The sequence below is a fragment of the Streptosporangium sp. NPDC005286 genome, from assembly GCF_040607515.1.
In the GTDB taxonomy this organism is placed as follows: domain Bacteria; phylum Actinomycetota; class Actinomycetes; order Streptosporangiales; family Streptosporangiaceae; genus Streptosporangium.
In genome coordinates this window covers 16,869-33,913 of the sequence record NZ_JBEXGU010000103.1, presented here as the reverse complement: position 1 = coordinate 33,913, position 17,045 = coordinate 16,869, and the positions used below count along the sequence as shown (strand labels likewise).

13 protein-coding genes and 1 pseudogene are annotated in these 17,045 nt (G+C 71.7%); 6 read left to right on the top strand and 8 right to left on the bottom strand.

The window, feature by feature from the left end:
* Nucleotides 1-104: 104 nt before the first annotated feature.
* Both ABZU75_RS30240 and ABZU75_RS30235 read left to right on the top strand, forming a co-directional pair.
* Nucleotides 105-566 (top strand): annotated as a pseudogene (locus tag ABZU75_RS30240) (FAD-dependent oxidoreductase); the annotation flags it as partial.
* A gap of 12 nt (nucleotides 567-578) precedes the next feature.
* A complete protein-coding gene (locus ABZU75_RS30235) occupies nucleotides 579-1,034 on the top strand; it encodes a hypothetical protein (protein ID WP_355561383.1) in 456 nt (151 codons plus the stop codon).
* On the opposite strand, the gene ABZU75_RS30230 is transcribed toward ABZU75_RS30235, so the two are convergent.
* Nucleotides 1,031-1,498: a hypothetical protein gene (locus ABZU75_RS30230; protein WP_355561380.1), complete on the bottom strand. Its 468-nt coding sequence runs from the start codon at nucleotides 1,496-1,498 to the stop codon at nucleotides 1,031-1,033. The two genes, ABZU75_RS30235 and ABZU75_RS30230, sit on opposite strands and share 4 nt — an antisense overlap.
* Before the next feature lie 62 nt (nucleotides 1,499-1,560).
* On the opposite strand from ABZU75_RS30230, the gene ABZU75_RS30225 reads away from it, so the two are divergent.
* Nucleotides 1,561-5,319, top strand: coding sequence for a CHAT domain-containing protein (locus ABZU75_RS30225; RefSeq protein WP_355561378.1), 3,759 nt, complete (start codon nucleotides 1,561-1,563; stop codon nucleotides 5,317-5,319).
* Nucleotides 5,320-5,373: 54 nt separating this feature from the next.
* Here the strand turns inward: ABZU75_RS30225 and ABZU75_RS30220 are convergent, their stop codons facing one another.
* Nucleotides 5,374-6,528 (bottom strand): acyl-CoA dehydrogenase family protein, encoded by a 1,155-nt coding sequence (locus ABZU75_RS30220; protein ID WP_355561375.1) that lies wholly within the window; start codon nucleotides 6,526-6,528, stop codon nucleotides 5,374-5,376.
* A 190-nt stretch (nucleotides 6,529-6,718) separates the two neighbouring features.
* Nucleotides 6,719-7,834, bottom strand: a complete 1,116-nt coding sequence (locus ABZU75_RS30215) for a Xaa-Pro peptidase family protein (RefSeq protein ID WP_355561371.1) — start codon at nucleotides 7,832-7,834, stop codon at nucleotides 6,719-6,721.
* 270 nt (nucleotides 7,835-8,104) lie between these two features.
* Here ABZU75_RS30215 and ABZU75_RS30210 point away from each other — a divergent pair, with 270 nt between their 5' ends.
* The 3 genes from ABZU75_RS30210 (at nucleotide 8,105) to ABZU75_RS30200 (ending at nucleotide 11,696) form a co-directional block, all read left to right on the top strand.
* Nucleotides 8,105-9,277 carry a SpoIIE family protein phosphatase gene (locus ABZU75_RS30210; RefSeq protein WP_355561368.1) on the top strand — a complete coding sequence of 391 codons (1,173 nt, stop codon included), beginning with the start codon at nucleotides 8,105-8,107 and terminating at the stop codon, nucleotides 9,275-9,277.
* 29 nt (nucleotides 9,278-9,306) lie between these two features.
* On the top strand, nucleotides 9,307-10,188 hold the full coding sequence (locus ABZU75_RS30205; protein WP_355561366.1) for a 5'-3' exonuclease: 882 nt from the start codon (nucleotides 9,307-9,309) through the stop codon (nucleotides 10,186-10,188).
* An 80-nt stretch (nucleotides 10,189-10,268) separates the two neighbouring features.
* Nucleotides 10,269-11,696, top strand: a complete 1,428-nt coding sequence (locus ABZU75_RS30200) for an RNB domain-containing ribonuclease (protein WP_355561362.1) — start codon at nucleotides 10,269-10,271, stop codon at nucleotides 11,694-11,696.
* Between the two features lie 55 nt (nucleotides 11,697-11,751).
* On the opposite strand, the gene ABZU75_RS30195 is transcribed toward ABZU75_RS30200, so the two are convergent.
* The 5 genes from ABZU75_RS30195 to ABZU75_RS30175 all read right to left on the bottom strand — a co-directional run bounded on the left by ABZU75_RS30195 (nucleotide 11,752) and on the right by ABZU75_RS30175 (nucleotide 17,044).
* The gene (locus tag ABZU75_RS30195; protein WP_355561359.1) at nucleotides 11,752-14,481 is read right to left on the bottom strand and encodes a DEAD/DEAH box helicase; all 2,730 of its coding nucleotides are present in this window, start codon (nucleotides 14,479-14,481) and stop codon (nucleotides 11,752-11,754) included.
* A gap of 84 nt (nucleotides 14,482-14,565) precedes the next feature.
* Complete coding sequence (locus ABZU75_RS30190; protein WP_355561356.1) at nucleotides 14,566-15,441, bottom strand: diacylglycerol kinase; 876 nt, start codon at nucleotides 15,439-15,441, stop codon at nucleotides 14,566-14,568.
* A gap of 17 nt (nucleotides 15,442-15,458) precedes the next feature.
* Complete coding sequence (gene tatC / locus ABZU75_RS30185) at nucleotides 15,459-16,313, bottom strand: twin-arginine translocase subunit TatC (protein WP_355561354.1); 855 nt, start codon at nucleotides 16,311-16,313, stop codon at nucleotides 15,459-15,461.
* 140 nt (nucleotides 16,314-16,453) lie between these two features.
* Entirely contained in the window at nucleotides 16,454-16,789 is a 336-nt protein-coding gene (gene tatA, locus ABZU75_RS30180; RefSeq protein WP_355561351.1) for a Sec-independent protein translocase subunit TatA, read from the bottom strand.
* 66 nt (nucleotides 16,790-16,855) lie between these two features.
* Nucleotides 16,856-17,044 (bottom strand): hypothetical protein, encoded by a 189-nt coding sequence (locus ABZU75_RS30175; protein ID WP_355561349.1) that lies wholly within the window; start codon nucleotides 17,042-17,044, stop codon nucleotides 16,856-16,858.
* Nucleotide 17,045 lies beyond the last annotated feature (1 nt).

Sequence of the window (17,045 nt, the reverse complement as noted above, 5' to 3'; positions counted from 1 at the left end):
CAGCGTGAAGATGGCGGGCCTGGGCAGCTCGCAGCTCTCATCCTCGCTGGTGAAATCGACCTGCGTCAGATTCGGCGTCGCGAGGGGCCGCCAGGCCGTGGACCAGCCATGAGGTGACGGCGGCCAGAAGCGTCCCCAGGCGGCTGGCCGTGCTGGGCGGCGGCGTGGTGGCCTGCGAGATGGCCCAGGCCATGCACGGACTCGGCGCGAGAGAGACGACGGTGCTGGCACGCGGCGGACTGCTCGGCAGGATGGAGCCGTTCGCCGGGGAACTGGTGGCCGCCTCGTTCACCGGGGCGGGCATCACGGTGCGTGAGGGCGTCCAGGTGACGAAGGTCGAGCGGCCCGGGCCGGGGGGCCCGGTCACGCTCCACCTGTCCGAGGGCCCGCCCGTCGAGGCGGACGAGCTGCTGGTGGCCACCGGCAGGCGCCCCGCCACCGGCGACCTGGGCCTGGAGAGTGTCGGCCTGGAGGCCGGGCGCTCGGTGGAGGTCGACGACAGCATGCGCGCGACCGGCGTCCCCGGCGGCTGGCTGTACGCGGTGGGCGACACCAACGGCCGCGCCCTGCTCACCCATATGGGCAAGTACCAGGCACGGCTGTGCGGCGACGTCATCGCGGCGCGGGTCAAGGGCGAGCCCGACGACCTGCCGGGAATGCGCGACGTGGCGGACGGCTACGGCGCGCCGCAGGTCATCTTCACCGACCCGCAGGTGTGCGCGGTCGGCCGGACCGAGGCACAGGCCCGCACCGAGGGGTTCGACGTCCGCGTGGTCGAGTACGACCTGGGCAGGGTGTCGGGAGCCTACCTGCAGGGCGACGGCTACCGCGGCATGGCCAAGGCGGTGGTGGACGAGCGGCGCCGCGTCCTGCTGGGAGTGACCTTCGTCGGCCCGGCCGTGGGCGATCTGCTGCACGCCGCGACGATCGCCGTCACCGCCGAGGTGACCCTCGACCGGCTCTGGCACGCGGTGCCGTCCTTCCCCACGGTCAGCGAGATCTGGCTGCGGCTGCTGGAGACGTACGGGCTCTAGCGGGGTTGTGCCGGAGGCTCCGGCTCGGGCGGGGTGTCCCCGGTGATCTCGTCGACCCGCAGAGCGCCCCGGGGAGGGGCGTCCACCTCGTGGCAGACCCACACGCGGTGCGCCCCGTCCCAGTAGACGACGCGCCACCCCGGCTCCGCCGGGGGCAGCCTCAGGGCTCGGAGCGCCGCCGCCGCGTCGGCGGGAAGGTCGGCGGGCAGTCGCACGATCGTTTTCGAGCCCCGGTCGGCCAGCGTGACATGACCGGCCTCGGCGATCGAGGTCCTGGCGCGTTCGCGGCTCTCACCGGAGAGGAGGTCCCGGATCCTCGTGTACAGATCCTCTCCGGCCTTGGTCGCGACCGCCTGGAGGAACGGCAGCAGGGCCGACCCGGCGAGCGCTCCGAGCAGCATCTCGGTCACACCCCGCTCGGCCGGATCCCCGCCGGGGGACATGGGGGAACTCTGCTCTCTCACGAAGTCAATCTTGGCCGATCTTCCGCCGTCGCGCACTCTTGGAAGATCGGAGAGGAGACGGTGTGGAGATCACCATCCAGGACGTCCTGACGCGCCTTGGCGGCATCATCAACGACGGCCGTCCGGATCAGGTGCTGAGCCCCTGGACGAGTGCCGCCGCCGCGGAACTGCTGTACAGGTCCGGCAGCTGGCTCCGCGACCACGAGGGACTGCCACCGCGGGAGACCGCCGTGCTCCTCTACGCGACCGGCATGCTGTACGGCGCCAGATACCGGGCGAGCGACCGCGGCTCCGCGGACCTCGCCATGGACTCACCGGACTTCGTGGCCATGTTCGTCCTCCTCGACCTCTCCGATCTCTGCGGGCTCACGGTGCCGGAGCAGGTCCTGCCGTTCATCCAGCACATGCGCCGGAGACGCCCCGGCCATCGTGACCGGCTCCTCGGGGTGCTTCACCCGGACGGCGGCTCGCTGCGCCTTTTGCCGACCGAGGACGAGAGGATCGCGCTGGGCCGGCTGCTCCTCATGGTGGCGAAATCGCTGACGCCCGAGGGCGACCCGATGCTGCCGGCCCTGATGAGGGAAATCTCCCGGCACGCGATGGAGTGGTGCGCCTCGACGGGTGAGCGGGACGCCCTCGACGAGGCGGTGGAGACCGCCCGGCGGGCCGTCACCCTGCTCCCCTCCGGCAGCCCCGAGACGCCCGAGTATCTGAACGCCCTGGGTTTCGCGGCGGCGAACCACTTCGACGTCTCCCGCGACCTACGGCTCCTGGAGGAGGCCGCCACGGCCTTCCGGCGGTCATGGGCGAGCGCCCCGCCCGGCAGCCGGGAACGACTCAGCTCCACGCTGGGTCTCTGCGCCGTCCTCCATCACCGTTTCCTGCACGGCGGTGACCCGTCCGTGATCGCGGAGGCGATCGACGCGGGCCGGCTCGCCCTTGAGGCCTGCCCTCCGGGCGATCCCGCGGAGGCCGCCGTGTTCCAGGCCTACGGCGGGGTGCTGTCCGAGTCCTCGATGAGAACCGGGGACGGGGCCGAGCTGCGGGAGGCGGCCACGCTGTTGCGCCGGGCGGCCGCGTTGCTCCCTCCCGAAGCTCCCGAGCGGGTGGCGTGCCTGAAAGATCTCGCCATGACGCTGCGGAACCTCTACGTCCTCGCCGCCGACGGGCCTGCGCTGAACGACGCCGTCCACGCGGCGCGAGAGGCAGTGGCGCGTGTCCGCGCCGAGGATCCGATCCGGGCGGCCTGCCTGACGACCCTTGGAAGCGTTCTGGAGGAGGTGTACCTGCGCCACGGTGACGACGCGTCGCTGGCCGAGTCGGTCGCGTCGCTGCGGGAGGCGGTGGAACTGCTCGGGGACGAGCCGTCGAAGGACCTGGTCATCGCCCGGAGCGCGCTCGGCAGCGCGCTGCGGAACCTGGCCATCCGCACCGGGGACGAAACGGCCCTGGAGGAGGCGGTCGTGGCGCTGCGCGCGGCGTCCGGCGGCCTGAACCCCGGTGATCCGCATCACTCCTTCATCGTGCCGCGGCTCGCCATGTCGCTGACGATGCGATTCGCCGAGCGAGGCAGTGAGGAGGACATCGAGGAGGCGGTGCGGATCGCCCGCGAGGCACTGGAGATGTTTCCCCTCCGGTCGGCCGGCCGTTACACGGTTCTCCCCGCGTACGCGCAGGTCATCCTCATCCGTTCCGCCTACCTCGGCGACCTGTCCGCCTTCCCCGAGGCCGCCGACGCGCTTGAGGAGAGCATCGACGCCGTTCCGCCCGGGGCCTCGGGACGGGCCCTGCATCTGGACCTGCTCGGCACGGTCCAGCTCCTCCGCTTCCAGGCGAGCGGCGACGCCACCTGCCTGAACGAGGGCATCAGACGGAAGCGCCAGGCGGTCGCCGAGACCGACCCCGCCATGCGGGACACTCCCCTGCTGCTTTCCGGGCTCGCCTGGGCGCTCAGGATCAGGTTCGACCACACGGGCGAGCGGCCCGCGCTGGACGAGGCCGTCGAGCTCTGCCGGGCCGCGGCCGCCGCTGCTCCCCCGGGGGACGCGCAGCGGCAGGCGGGGCTCAAGGAACTCGGGCAGACCCTCCTGCGGCGCGCACAGCTGACCGGTGATCCCGGCGAGCTGGCCGAAGCCATCCGCCTGCTGCGCGAGGCGGACGACCCCATCGGCGTCGGCGACGCCATGACGGAGCGATTCACCCGGAGCGGCGATGCCGCCGATCTCGACGAGGCGCTGCGGACGCTGCGAGAGGTAGCGCGGTCCCCCAGCGGGAATCTGTCCGACCGGCTCCGCGCGAGCTGGAAATGGGGTCAGGCCGCGGCCGACCACGGGCGCTGGGAGGAGGGCGCGGACGGGTTCGCGGCAGCAGTACGGCTGCTTCCCCTGGCCACCACCCGCAGGCTGCCCAGGGCCGAGCAGGAACGCGTGCTCGGGAGCAACGCCTACTTCGGCCTGGACGCCGCGGCGTGTGCCCTCCATCAGGGGCAGCCGGTCCGGGCGCTGGAACTGCTGGAGTACGGCCGGGGCCTGCTGTTCGCCCAGTCCCTGGAAACCCGTTCCGACCTGGGTGAGCTTGAGGAGCGGGCACCGGAGCTGGCGCTCCGCGTGCGGCGGTTGCGCGGCCTGCTGGATCAGGAGCCCTCCGTCCTCGGCACCGCCATGGCCGGCAGCCTCACCGCCGAGCACCGCTGGCGCCTGGCGGCCGAGTGGGAGGAGGCGCTGCGGGCGGTTCACGCGATGGGCCTTCTCGTGCCCCCGCGTGGCGAGGATCTGATCGCCACCGTGGGCGAGGACCCCGTGGTGGTCGTCAATGTGAGTCCCTACCGCAGCGACGCCCTGATCGTGCGGAAAGACGGCGTCGAGTCCGTCCACCTTCCCCTCCTGGACCGCGACAGGTCGTTCCAGCACGCCATACGATTCCGCCTGGCCGTCGAGGGCACCGTGGACATGCGCGTCGCCGAGGAGACGCTGAGCTGGCTGTGGGACGCGGTCGCCGCGCCGGTCCTCGACGCCCTCGGCCTCACCGGACCTCCCGTGCCCGGCGGGCCCGCTCCCCGTGTCTGCTGGTGCCCGACCACCGCTCTCTCGTACCTTCCGCTGCACGCGGCGGGGCGGCCGGGGGAACCGGGCGTGCTCGACCACGTCGTGTCCTCGTACACCTCCACGCTGCGAGCCCTGCAGCACGCCCGCCGGCAGCCGCCGGCGCCTCCACGTCCGCGCCGTCCCCTGGTCGTGGCCGTCGACCGCACACCGGGGATGAGCGACCTGCCCGCCACCGTCAAGGAGGCCGAGCGGATCGCGCACCGGATTCCCGGGTCGGTCCTGTTGGGAGCGGTCTCCCGCGAGCGGCTGCTGGCCGCGCTCCCCGATCACGCCTGGCTGCACTTCGCCGGTCACGCCTACGCCGATCCGCACCGGCCGTCCAGGAGCCACCTGGCCCTGGGGCACGACCGGCTCGGTGTTCTGGACATCGCCCGGCAGGACCTGCCCCACGCGGAGCTCGCCTACCTCTCGGCATGCCACACCGCCGCCCCGACAGGCAGGATCGCCGACGAGGCGATCCACCTGGCGTCGGCCTTCCAGCTCGCGGGCTACGAGCACGTCATCGCCACACTGTGGGGGATCAGGGACGATGTCGCCGCGCAGGCGGCCGACCACGTCTACGCCCGGCTGGATCCCGGCGTCCCGCCCGGCGCCGGCGTCGCCGACGCCGTCCACGGCGCGAGCCTGGCCCTTCGCGAGCGATACCCCGGCCGGCCGGACCTGTGGGCCGCCATCATCCACACCGGCCCCCAGAACTCCGGCGGCGCCTCGGGGTGACGACCGGGATCCCCTCCGCCAGGGCCTGAGCTCACCGCCCGGCCGGTCGGGACGTCACGCCCGGTCGCTCCTGGCGAGGGCGCGGGAGATGACGAGGCGCTGGACCTGGTTGGTGCCCTCGACGATCTGCAGGACCTTGGCCTCCCGCATGTAACGCTCGACCGGGAAGTCCTCCACGTAGCCGTAGCCGCCGAGGACCTGGACCGCGTCGGTGGTGACCTTCATGCACATGTCGGTGGCGAAGAGCTTCGCCATCGCCGCCCGCGTGCCGTAGGGCCGGCCCGCGTCGCGCAGCCGGGCGACGTCCAGGTAGAGGGCGCGGGCGGCGGCGATCTGGGTGGCCATGTCGGCGAGCATGAAGCCGACGCCCTGGAAGTCGACGATCCGCGAGCCGAACTGGCGGCGCTCGGCGGCGTACGCGGTGGCGGCCTCGAAGGCGGCCTGCGCCACGCCGACGGCGCAGGCGGCGATACCGAGCCTGCCGCCGTCCAGCGCGGCCATGGCGATCCTGAAGCCCTCCCCCTCGGCGCCCAGCAGCGCCTCCGGCCCCAGTCGCACCCCGTCGAAGCGGACCTGGGCGGTCGGTGACGACCTCATGCCCATCTTCCGCTCGGGCGCGCCGAACGACAGCCCCTCCGTCCCCGCGGGCACGTGGAAGCAGGAGATGCCGCGCGCGCCGTCGGCCGAGGTACGGGCCATCAGCGTGTAGAAGTCGGCGGCGCCGCCGTGGGTGATCCAGGCCTTGACCCCGTCGACCGTGTAACCGTCCTCACCGGGAACCGCCCGGGTCGCCAGCGCGGCGGCGTCGGACCCCGACTGCGGCTCCGACAGGCAGTAGGCGCCCAGCCACTCACCGCCCAGCATCCGGGGAAGCAGCGCGGCGCGCTGCTCGGCGGTGCCGTAGGCGGCCACCGGGAAACACGACAGGGTGTGAACCGACAGGCCGAGCCCCACCGCCAGCCAGCCGGCCGCCAGCTCCTCGATCACCTGCAGGTAGACCTCGTACGGCTGTGCCGCCCCGCCATGCTCCTCGGGGTAGGGCAGGCCGAGCAGTCCCGCGCGGCCCAGCGTGGTGAACACCTCCCGAGGGAAGCGCTCGGCGGACTCGTCGGCCGCGGCCCGGGGGGCGACCTCCTTGCCGATCAGGTCGCGGACCAGGTCCAGCAGGTCATGGGCGTCACCGGTCGGCAGAACGCGCTCAACGGTCATCTGAATCCTTCCAACGTGGAGACCCCTCCCCTGGGCTCGGGGGGAGGGGATCGCATCCGCGTGCTCCAGGTCCCGGCGCGGACGACGAAGGTGGGTGGCCGGGGTCGCCGGCCACCCCGATTCTGGCACCCGCCGGACGACCGCGGCTCCCCCCGGGGCGCGACCGGACAGGGGCCTGCCGGGGCACCCGTCAGACGACCACAAGCTCGCGAGTGCGGTGGTTGACCCGCTCGCCGCCCTCCTCCGTGCAGATGAGAATGTCCTCGATGCGGGCGCCGTGTGCCCCGGGCAGGTAGATGCCCGGCTCGACGGAGAAGGCGAAACCGGGCGCCAGCGGCTCGGCGTTGCCCGCGACGATGTAGGGCTCCTCGTGGGTCTCCAGGCCGATGCCGTGGCCGGTGCGGTGGATGAAGTAGTCGCCGTACCCCTCGGCCGCGATCACGTCTCGCGCGGCGGCGTCGATCGCCTCGCACGGCACCCCGGGACGCACGGCGTCGCAGGCCGCCTGCTGGGCGTGCCTGAGCACCTCGTAGTACTTCAGGAAGCCCGCCGGAGGCTCGCCGATGGCATAGACGCGGGTGGAGTCCGAGCAGTAGCCGCCGGGCATCTGACCCCCGATGTCGACCACGATCGGCTCGCGCTCCCTGACGATCCGGTCCGACAGCTCGTGGTGCGGGCTGGCGCCGTTGGGACCGGAGCCGACGATGACGAAGTCGACGGTGGAGTGCCCGGCCGCGATGATCGCCTCGGCGATGTCCCTGCCGATCTCCCGCTCGGTCCTGCCGGCCCGCAGGAAGCCGGGCACCTGGGCGTGGACGGCGTCGATCGCGGCGCCCGCCTCGCGCAGCGCCGCCACCTCGGCCGGGCTCTTGCGCATCCGCAGCCCGCGCAGGACCGTCCCGGCGAGCACCTGCTCGGCTCCGGGGATCGCATCGCGCAGGCGCAGCGACTGCATCGCCCACATCCGGTCGGCGAGGCCCACCTTTCCAACCGCGCCCAAACGCCCGCCGACGACCGCGTACGGGTCGTCGGTCTCGTCCCAGGGGACGAACTCCACGCCGAGCCTGGACGCCGGAGAGCGCTCGGCAGCGGGCAACTCCAGGCGGGGCACCATCAGGAACGCCTCACCCACGACCGGGAGCACCAGGCAGGTGAGCCGCTCCAGCGGCAGCGCCTCATAACCGGTCACGTAACGCAGGTCTGGGCCTGGCGTGAGCAGCAGCGCGTCGAGCCCGGCGGTGGCGGCGGCCTCGCGGGCGGCCTCCAGGCGGGTCACGGGATAGAGATCAGAGGACTCCGTCGTCACACCGACCAATCTAATCCCGGGCGGAGCGGCGATGCATCCGGGAGCGGCCCCGGGACCGAAACTCAGGAAAAGGAAGGTACGACGACAGCCCCACCACTACAATCCGTTGAAGTACGATCACATTTTGTTGGCAAAATGTCCGCAAAGCCATACATTCCGAGAGCGAGCTACATGGTCGGCGTAGTGGGCGGCCACCAGCCCCCCCTCCACCCACGAAACGACCAAGTGACCGGTTCGGCTCCGTCGATCGCCGCTGAGATGGCGCAGCGGTTGCCAGACGAACCGGACGAGCACATGGCCGTGGAGCGGCAACTCCTCAACACCCGCCTGGCGCACGCGGAACGCCTGGGCGATATGGGCTGGACCGAGTGGAATCTTCAGACCGGAGAGTCCACCTGGTCCGATCAGGTGTACACCATATTCGGCCGAGATCCCGGCGACGGCCCGATTCACCTGCGCGATCTGGCCGGCCACGTCGAGGCGACCGATCGTCCCGACCTCGACCTGCGTCTGTGGTCCGTCATGCACCGGGCCGAGCCCGGCGAGGTCGAGTTCCGCATCCGCCGCCGCGGCGAGCTCCGCCACCTTCGCGCCGTACTCGACCCCGTCGTGACCGGCGGTCATGCCGCCGTGCACGGTGTCGTCCAGGACATCACCTGCCGACGTCGCGCCGAGCGCATCATGGCCGAGTCGCGGAGCAAGCTGCTGCGGGTCCGCGAGCAGGCCGAGCAGGAACACCACATGAGCCTCGCGCTACGCGAGGCGATAATGCCCGGCCTTGGAGAGACCATCGACCTGCCGCACGCGCGCATCGCGGTCCGCTATGTGGCGGCGGACGCCAAGCCCAGCCTCGGCGGCGACTGGTACGACGCCGTTCCCCTGCCCGACGACAGGGTGCTGCTGGCCATCGGCGACGTGGCCGGGCACGGGGTGCCCGCGATCTCCCAGATGGCCCAGCTGCGGCACGCCCTGGTCGGCCTCGCGATGACCGGCCACTCCCCCGACCGGCTGCTGGCCTGGCTCAACGACTTCGTGCTGCACCGGATGCCGGAGACGACGGCGACCACGATCGTCGGTCACCTCGACCCGGCCACCAGGATGTTCACCTGGGGACAGGCCGGGCACCCGGCACCAATCCTGGTCCGCGAGGGGACCGCCACCCAGCTCGACCCGCCCGCCGGGGTGCTGCTGGGCGCCACCCCCGACGAGCCGTACGAGCTGGCCGGGGTCGAGCTGCGGGAGGGCGACCTGCTGCTGCTTTTCACCGACGGGCTGGTGGAGCGGCGCACCCGGGACATCGACGAGGGCCTGGCGCTGACCATGGAGGCCGCGGCCCTGCTGAGGGGGGATCCGAACGACGGGCTCGATCAGCTCATCGAGGTGATCGGCGGCCCCAATCCCGAGGACGACACCTGCGTTCTGGCCATCGGGGTGCTCGGCTGATTGGTTAAATGGTCGCCATGCCCGGCCTGATGCTTCTTGACACCCCGTCGCTGTACTACCGCGCCTTCTACGGGATTCCCGAGTCGATGACCTCGCCCGAGGGCATGCCCGTCAACGCGGTGCGCGGCGTCATCGACATGATCGCCATGCTGGTCCGCCGGCACTCTCCCCACGAGCTCGTGGCCTGCATGGACGCCGACTGGCGCCCCGCCTTCCGGGTGGCGGCCATCCCCACGTACAAGACCCACAGGGTCGCCGAGGACGGTGCCGAGGAGACCCCGGACACGCTCGCCCCGCAGGTGCCGGTGATCGAGCAGGTGCTCGACGCGGTGGGCATCGCCCGCATCGGCGTGCCCGGCTACGAGGCCGACGACGTGATGGGCACGCTCACCGCACGGGCGAGCGGCCAGGTCGACGTCGTCACCGGCGATCGCGACCTGTTCCAGCTGGTCGACGACTCCCGGCCGGTCCGCGTTCTCTACACCGCCAGAGGGGTCAAGAACCTCCAGCTGGTCGACGAGGCCGCCGTCGCCGAGAAGTACGGCATCCCCGGCCGCTCCTACGCCGACTTCGCCACCCTGCGCGGCGACCCCAGTGACGGCCTGCCGGGCGTGCCGGGGGTAGGTGACAAGACCGCGGCAGCTCTGATCACCCGGTTCGGCTCGCTGGAGGCGCTGCTGCGCGCCGTCGACGGGGACGGCGACCTGACCTCGGGCCAGCGTGCCAGGCTGTCGGCCGCCCGCGACTACCTGCGGGTGGCCCCCGAGGTGGTCTGGGTCGCCCGCGACGCGCCCCTGCCCGAGACCGACCTCACGCTCCCGACCAAGCCCCGCGACCCGGACGCCCTGGCGGCGCTGAGCGAGCGCTACGGCCTGGGCGGGCCGCTGGAACGCCTGACCTCCGCGCTCTGACCCACCCGCCAAATGTCCGATCTGACCATTTCGCCCTAGTCGGTGGGGCGGGACCGCCGCAAGCCGGTAGGTTGCTCCCTGTGCCTCACAAGAGCATCCGGGTACCCGGAGAGTCCCATCCCCGGCTCGACGACGGTTTCGAACGGATCCGCCGTGAGATGAAGCTGCCCGAGGGGTTTCCCCGGGCGGCGGTCGACGAGGCCGAGTGGGTCGCCGAGGTGCCCGCCCTGCCCCGGCTGGACCGGACCGACCTGCCACTGATCACCATCGACCCTCCAGGGGCGATGGACCTCGACCAGGCCGTGCACCTGGAGGAGCGGCCCGGCGGCTACCGCGTCTGGTACGCCATCGCCGATGTCGGGGCGTTCGTCAGGCCCGGCGGGGCGATCGACACCGAGGCCCGCACCCGGGGCGAGACGGTCTACATGCCCGACGGGCGCGTGCCGCTGCACCCGCCCCTGCTGTCGGAGGCCGCCGCCAGCCTGCTGCCGGGCGTGACGCGGCCCGCCGCGCTGTGGTGCGTCGACCTCGACGCGGAGGGCCGGATCGTGGGCGCGGACGTGACCAGGGCGCTGGTGCGCAGCCGCGAGCGGCTCGACTACGACTACGCGCAGGCCGCGATCGACACCGGCACCGCCGACGGCACGCTGCGGCTGCTGGCCGAGATCGGCCGGCTCAGGCTCGCCCTGGAGCGGGCCAGAGGCGGCGTCACGCTGCCCACCCCCGACCAGGAGGTCGTTCCGGACGGGGACGGCTACCGGCTGGAGTTGCGCGCCCCGCTGGAGGCCGAGGCCTGGAACGCGCAGATCTCGCTGCTGACGGGCATGGCCGCCGCCTCGATGATGCTGGACGCGGAGATCGGCCTGCTGCGGGTGCTGCCGCCCGCCCCCGCCGAGAGGGTCGCCCAGGTCCGCAGGGTGGCCGCGGCACTCGGCGTGCCCTGGCCGGAGGGTGCCGGGTACGGCGACGTCGTGCACGCCCTCGACCCGAAGATCCCCGAGCAGGCCGCGTTCCTGCAGGAGTCGACGGTGCTGCTGCGCGGCGCCGGCTACGTGGCCTTCAACGGCGAGCCCCCCTCGCAGGCGGAGCACGCCGCGGTGGGCGCGCCGTACGCGCATGTGACCGCGCCGCTGCGCCGGCTCATCGACCGCTACGCCACGGAGATCTGCCTGGCCATCGCGGCGGGCGAGCCGGTGCCGCAGGACGTCCAGGAGGCCATGGGCGAGCTGCCGGAGATCATGCACGCCACCGGGCGGCGCGTGAACGGCGTCGAGCGGGCGTGCGTGGACCTGGTGGAGGCCTTCGTGCTCCGTGAGCGGGTGGGCCAGACGTTCGAGGCGGTGGTGATCGACGTGGCCGAGGACCGGCCGTGGGGCCAGGTGCAGCTCACCGATCCGGCGGTGGTGGCCCGCTGCGACGGCGAGGGGCTCGGGCTGGGCAGGAGCGTGCGCGTGCGGCTGACGCGCGCCGACCCGACCACCCGCGAGGTCCGCTTCAGCCTGGCCTGACCGCGCCTCGTCCGGGAAACCAGCCGTACCCGGTACGCCCCCCGCACGGCCCGGCTCAGGCCAGGGACGAGTAGGCCACCACCCCGCGACGCAGCGCGTCCATCGCCTTGCTCGCGTTCTGCTTGACCTTGCTCCCGGCGGGGGCGGCATTGGAGATCTGGCCGAGAAGGTCGAGCAGCTGCTTCATCCAGCGTACGAAGTCTCCCGCGGCCAGCTCCGCGCCACCGGCGCCGTCTCGGAGCACGGAATCCAGGGTGTGACCCCTGGCCCAGCGGAAGGCCGCCCAGGCGAAGCCGAAGTCGGGCTCCCTGATGAACGACAGCCCGTGGTCGCTCTCGATCGACTCCAGCTCACTCCAGAGACGGACCATGTCGGCCAGCGTCTGCTGCGCGCCACCCGCGGGGATCCTGGGCTGGCGGGCGTCGTCGGCCTGCCTGGACTCGAAGACCAGCGAGGAGACGCACGCGGCCAGCTCGGCCGGGTCCAGGTCGTTCCAGAGCCCGGCGCGCAGGCACTCGGCGGTCAGCAGGTCCAGCTCGGTGTAGAGCTGGGCCAGGCGGCGGCCCTCGGTCGTGACGCTCTCACCGTCGAGGTAGCCGAGCTGGTCGAGCACCCCGCAGACCTTGTCGAAGGTGCGGGCGATGACGTGGGAGCGGCCCTCGACCCGGCGGCGCAGCCCCTCGGTCTCGCGGAGCAGCTTGTGGTAGCGCTCGGCCCAGCGGGCGTGGTCCTCGCGTTCGTCGCACCCGTGGCAGGGGTGCCGGCGGATCTCCCGGCGCAGGCGGGTGATCTCCTCGTCCTCGGCGGCGTGGTCGCGTGCCCTGACGGGCTTGCCGAAGTCCCGGTCGCCGATCTTGGCGTGTACCGAGGAGACCAGGTTGGCCCGCTCCTTCGGCGAGCGGGCGTTGAAGTTCTTCGGGATGCGCAGACGCTCGACCGGTTCGACCGGGACGGGGAAGTCGGCCGGCGACAGCTTCTTGACCTGCTTGCCGATGGTCAGCACCAGCGGGGACGGGCCCTCGCCCCGGGAGTTGAGGCCGGGGTCAAGAACGACGGCCAGGCCGGCGCGGCGCCCGCCGGGAATCCTGATGATGTCGCCGGGCTTGAGCGCCTCCAGCGAGCGCAGCGCCTGCGTCCTGCGGGCCGCGCCGCGCTGGCGTGACAGCTCGGCCTCCCTGTCGGACAGGGCCCTGCGCATCGCGGCGTACTCCTCGAAGTCGCCCAGATGGCAGGTCATCGCCTGGCGGTAGCCCTCCAGGGCCTCCTCGGCCCGGCGCACCTGCTTGGCGATGCCCACCACGGCCCGGTCGGCCTGGAACTGCGCGAACGAGGACTCCAGCAGCGTCCTGGCCCGCTCCCTGCCCACCTGGCCGACCAGATTGACCGCCATGTTGTACGAGGGGCGGAAGCTGGAGCGCAGCGGGTAGGTACGGGTGCTGGCCAGGCCGGCGACCTGGAGGGGATCGGTGCCCGGCTGCCACTGGACCACCGCGTGGCCCTCCACGTCGATGCCGCGGCGCCCGGCTCGCCCGGTGAGCTGGGTGTACTCGCCGGGGGTGAGGTCGGCGTGGGTCTCGCCGTTCCACTTGTCGAGCTTCTCGATCACCACGGAGCGGGCGGGCATGTTGATGCCCAGCGCGAGGGTCTCGGTGGCGAACACGGCCTTGACCAGGCCGCGGGTGAACAGCTCCTCGACGACCTCCTTGAAGGCCGGGAGCATGCCCGCGTGATGGGCGGCCAGGCCTCGCTCCAGGGCGTCGCGCCACTCGAGGTAGCCGAGCACGGCCAGGTCCTCGTCGGGCAGGTGCGCGGTGCGCTCGTCGACGATCTGACGGATCTCGTGGCGCTCGGCGTCGGTGGTGAGCCGGATGCCGTCGTGCAGGCACTGCATGACGGCGGCGTCGCAACCGGCCCTGGAGAAGATGAACGTGATCGCGGGCAGCAGGGCGTCGGCGTCCAGTCGCTCGATGGCCGCAGCCCGGTCCGGCGGGCCGTTCCTGCGGGGCCGCGGGTAGCCGCGGCGGCCCCTGCCGTACGCCTGGCGCTCCTCGTCCCTGGCGATGCGCAGCAGGTTGGGGTTGATCTGGGGGCGACGGTCCTCGTCGCCGGTGACGAACAGGTCGTAGATGCGGTTGCCGACGAGCATGTGCTGCCAGAGCGGGACCGGGCGGTGCTCGTCGACGATGACGCTGGTGTCGCCGCGGACCTCTCCCATCCACTCGCCGAACTCCTCGGCGTTGCTGACCGTGGCGGACAGGGCGACCAGCCGCACCGACTCGGGCAGGTGGATGATCACCTCTTCCCAGACCGCGCCGCGGAACCGGTCGGCGAGGTAGTGGACCTCGTCCATGACGACGAAGCCGAGCCCCGTCAGGGTGCCGGAGCCGGCGTAGAGCATGTTGCGCAGCACCTCGGTCGTCATGACGACGATGGGAGCCTCACCGTTGACGCTGTTGTCACCGGTGAGCAGGCCCACCTTGGTCGCGCCGTACCGCCTGACCAGGTCGTTGTACTTCTGGTTGGACAGCGCCTTGATCGGGGTGGTGTAGAAGCACTTGCGGCCCTCCGCCAGGGCCAGGTGCACGGCGAACTCGCCCACGACCGTCTTTCCCGAGCCGGTGGGTGCCGCCACGAGGACCCCGTCGCCCGCCTCCAGTGCCCGGCAGGCGTCGATCTGGAAGTCATCCAGCTCGAAGTCGTACAGGCCGCGGAACGAGGTCAGCGCCGGCCCACTCTCAGCCTGGCTCTGACGGAAGGCAGCGTATCGTTCCGCCGGGGTCGTCATACCTCCCAGCCTACCGATATCGGGATTCCGGTCCGTCCCCCCTTTTTACCCGGCGATCCGGCCGATCGCGCGGACGGAGCGGCCCTAAACGAGGACCGCCAGCGCTCCGGGAACGACCTCGCAGGTCAGCGGGGTGGGACCGACCCGCTCGCCGTCGGCGTAGGCGATCAGTCCGGGGGCCTCCACCCGCACCTTTCGGGCGCGGTGCATGGTGACGGCGGGGTGGCTCGCGTGCGAGCCCCGGTAGACGCGGGGAAAGGCGCGCAGGAACTCCCCCCGGGGGACGGCGCCGAGGATCGTCACGTCCAGCAGGCCGTCGTCGGGCACGGCATCGGGGCACACACGCATGCCCGCGCCGTACGAGCGGGTGTTGCCGACCGCGACCAGCATGGCCTCCCGCTCGACGATCTCACCGTCCAGGTCGATCCGGAACGGGATGGGCCGGAAGGAGCGCAGTTCCTCGGCGAGCGCGACCAGGTATCTGGCCATGCCGGGCGGCCAGGTCATCCGGTTGGCCCGCTCGTTGACGCGGGAGTCGAAGCCGCAGGCCACCACCCCGGCGAACCACTCGTCCTCGCCCACCTTCGCGGCGTCGACGGTGCGCACCCGCCCGCGCAGCACGGTGTCGGCGGCGGCCAGGGGCGCCTTCAGCGGGATGCCGAGCGCGCCCGCGATGTCGTTGCCGGTGCCCACGGGGATGACGCCCAGCGGCACGCCACTGCCCGCGACCGCCTGGAGTGCCAGGTGGACCAGGCCGTCACCGCCGAAGGCCACCAGCGCCTCCGGTTCCTCGGCGACGGCCAGGCAGGCGCGGTCCAGGGCGTCGGCGGCGGAGTCTCCGAGGATCACCGAGACCTCGCGACCACCCTGCCGCAACCGGTCGAGCACCGGGGAGAGCAGTCCCCGTGAACGGCCGCCGCGGGCGGCGGGATTGACGAGGACTGCGATCTCTGAGGGCACAGATCGGAACTTATCCCCTATTTGCTGGGATCGGTGTCGGTCGTTCTCGAATCGATAGGAGCCGGATCATCGACGGGGGTCACGTCGCCCAGAGGCGAGGCGTCGTCGTCGAGCGAGGAGGCCTCGTCGTCGGAGAGGTGGGAGAAGTCCTCGCCCTTCGGCTGCCTCTTCTCCCGCAGGTACATGAACCCCTCGGCCAGGGCGAACAACGCCACCATCGGCAGGGCGAGCGCGATCATCGTGAACGGGTCGCCGCCGGGGGTGGCGACCGCCGCGAAGACGAACATGAGGAAGATGACCATCCGGCGGTGCTTGGCCACCAGCGCGCGCGGCAGCACCCCGATGATGTTCAGGAACACCATGAGCAGCGGCAGCTCGAAGGAGATGCCGAACACGATGATCATGATCAGCGCGTAGCTGAGGTACTCGTCGATCGTGATGCCGGTCACCGCTCCCGGGGGGGCGAACCCCAGCAGGATCGACAGCCCGGTGTCCATCACGAAGTAGGCCACGGCCGCACCGGCGAGGAACAGCGGGACGGCCATCACCATGAACAGGATCGAGTAGCGCTTCTCGTTGCGGTACAGACCGGGGGTGACGAAACCCCAGATCTGCCAGAGCCAGATCGGCGAGGAGACGACGAGGCCGAACATCGCCGCGACCTTGAGGTTCACGAAGAAGGAGTCGAAGACGCCGAGGATCAGCATCGTGCACTGCCCAGGCCGCAACTCCTGCGCCTGGGGAAGCCCGCAGTAAGGGGCAGACACGAACTGCCAGATCGGGCCAAAGAAGATGAAACCAACCACGATACCCGCGAGCAGGCCGAGCATGGCGAAGATCAGCCGGTTGCGCAGCTCACGCAGGTGCTCCATGAGCGGCATGCGACCGTCGCCAGAGTCAGCGGGCGGTTCCGTCCCGTTCCGGCCCGGTTTAGGCCACTTCAGCAGCGCCATTCACGAATCCTGGGGTGACGAGTCGGTTGATCGGGGTTAGATCTTCAGGCTACCGCCGATCACTGCGTCTTGGGCGCTCCAGCCTGGGCTCGCAGCCTGGCCGCCTGCTCCTCAAGCTGGCGGGCCTGCTCTTCGACGCTCAGCGCGGAGGCCGGCGTCGAAGTCGCGGCCGGGATCGGCTGCGGCGCCGGGGCGGCCGGCTGAGCCTGGGCCTGGACGACCGTGGTGGTCGTACCGTCGGCCTCGTCGTCATCGCGGAGCTTGGCGGTCTCCGACTTGAAGATGCGCAGCGACCGGCCGAGCCCGCGGGCGGCTTCCGGCAACTTCTTGGCACCGAAAAGCAGCACCAGGATCAAGCCGATAATGATCAGCTCAGTGGGTCCGATGTTTGGCATTACACATCCTTACGCCGAACGACGTGCAGTCTCTGCGTCCGATCGTACGCTGCCCCGAGGGCAGACTCATCCCCTCGGAACACGTATCGTCCCCCCGCTCTCGCCGAACAGCACCCGGACGGGCTCCAGCCTCCCGTGCGCGCGGTCGATCTCGCGGCCGAGCTCGGTGGCCGCACGCAGTACGCGAACAGCCAGAAAACCGAGGATCGCCAACCCCGCGAGGGCCAGCGAGAGCGCGGCGATGATCCAGCTCATA

Bases quoted from the DNA above. Each gene is read 5' to 3' on its own strand.
- ABZU75_RS30175 (WP_355561349.1), bottom strand. From the start codon at position 17,044: ATGAGCTGGATCATCGCCGCGCTCTCGCTGGCCCTCGCGGGGTTGGCG.
- tatA (WP_355561351.1), bottom strand. From the start codon at position 16,789: ATGCCAAACATCGGACCCACTGAGCTGATCATTATCGGCTTGATCCTG.
- ABZU75_RS30205 (WP_355561366.1), top strand. From the start codon at position 9,307: ATGCTTCTTGACACCCCGTCGCTGTACTACCGCGCCTTCTACGGGATT.
- ABZU75_RS30195 (WP_355561359.1), bottom strand. From the start codon at position 14,481: ATGACGACCCCGGCGGAACGATACGCTGCCTTCCGTCAGAGCCAGGCT.
- ABZU75_RS30235 (WP_355561383.1), top strand. From the start codon at position 579: ATGGGCAAGTACCAGGCACGGCTGTGCGGCGACGTCATCGCGGCGCGG.
- ABZU75_RS30220 (WP_355561375.1), bottom strand. From the start codon at position 6,528: ATGACCGTTGAGCGCGTTCTGCCGACCGGTGACGCCCATGACCTGCTG.
- tatC (WP_355561354.1), bottom strand. From the start codon at position 16,313: ATGGAGCACCTGCGTGAGCTGCGCAACCGGCTGATCTTCGCCATGCTC.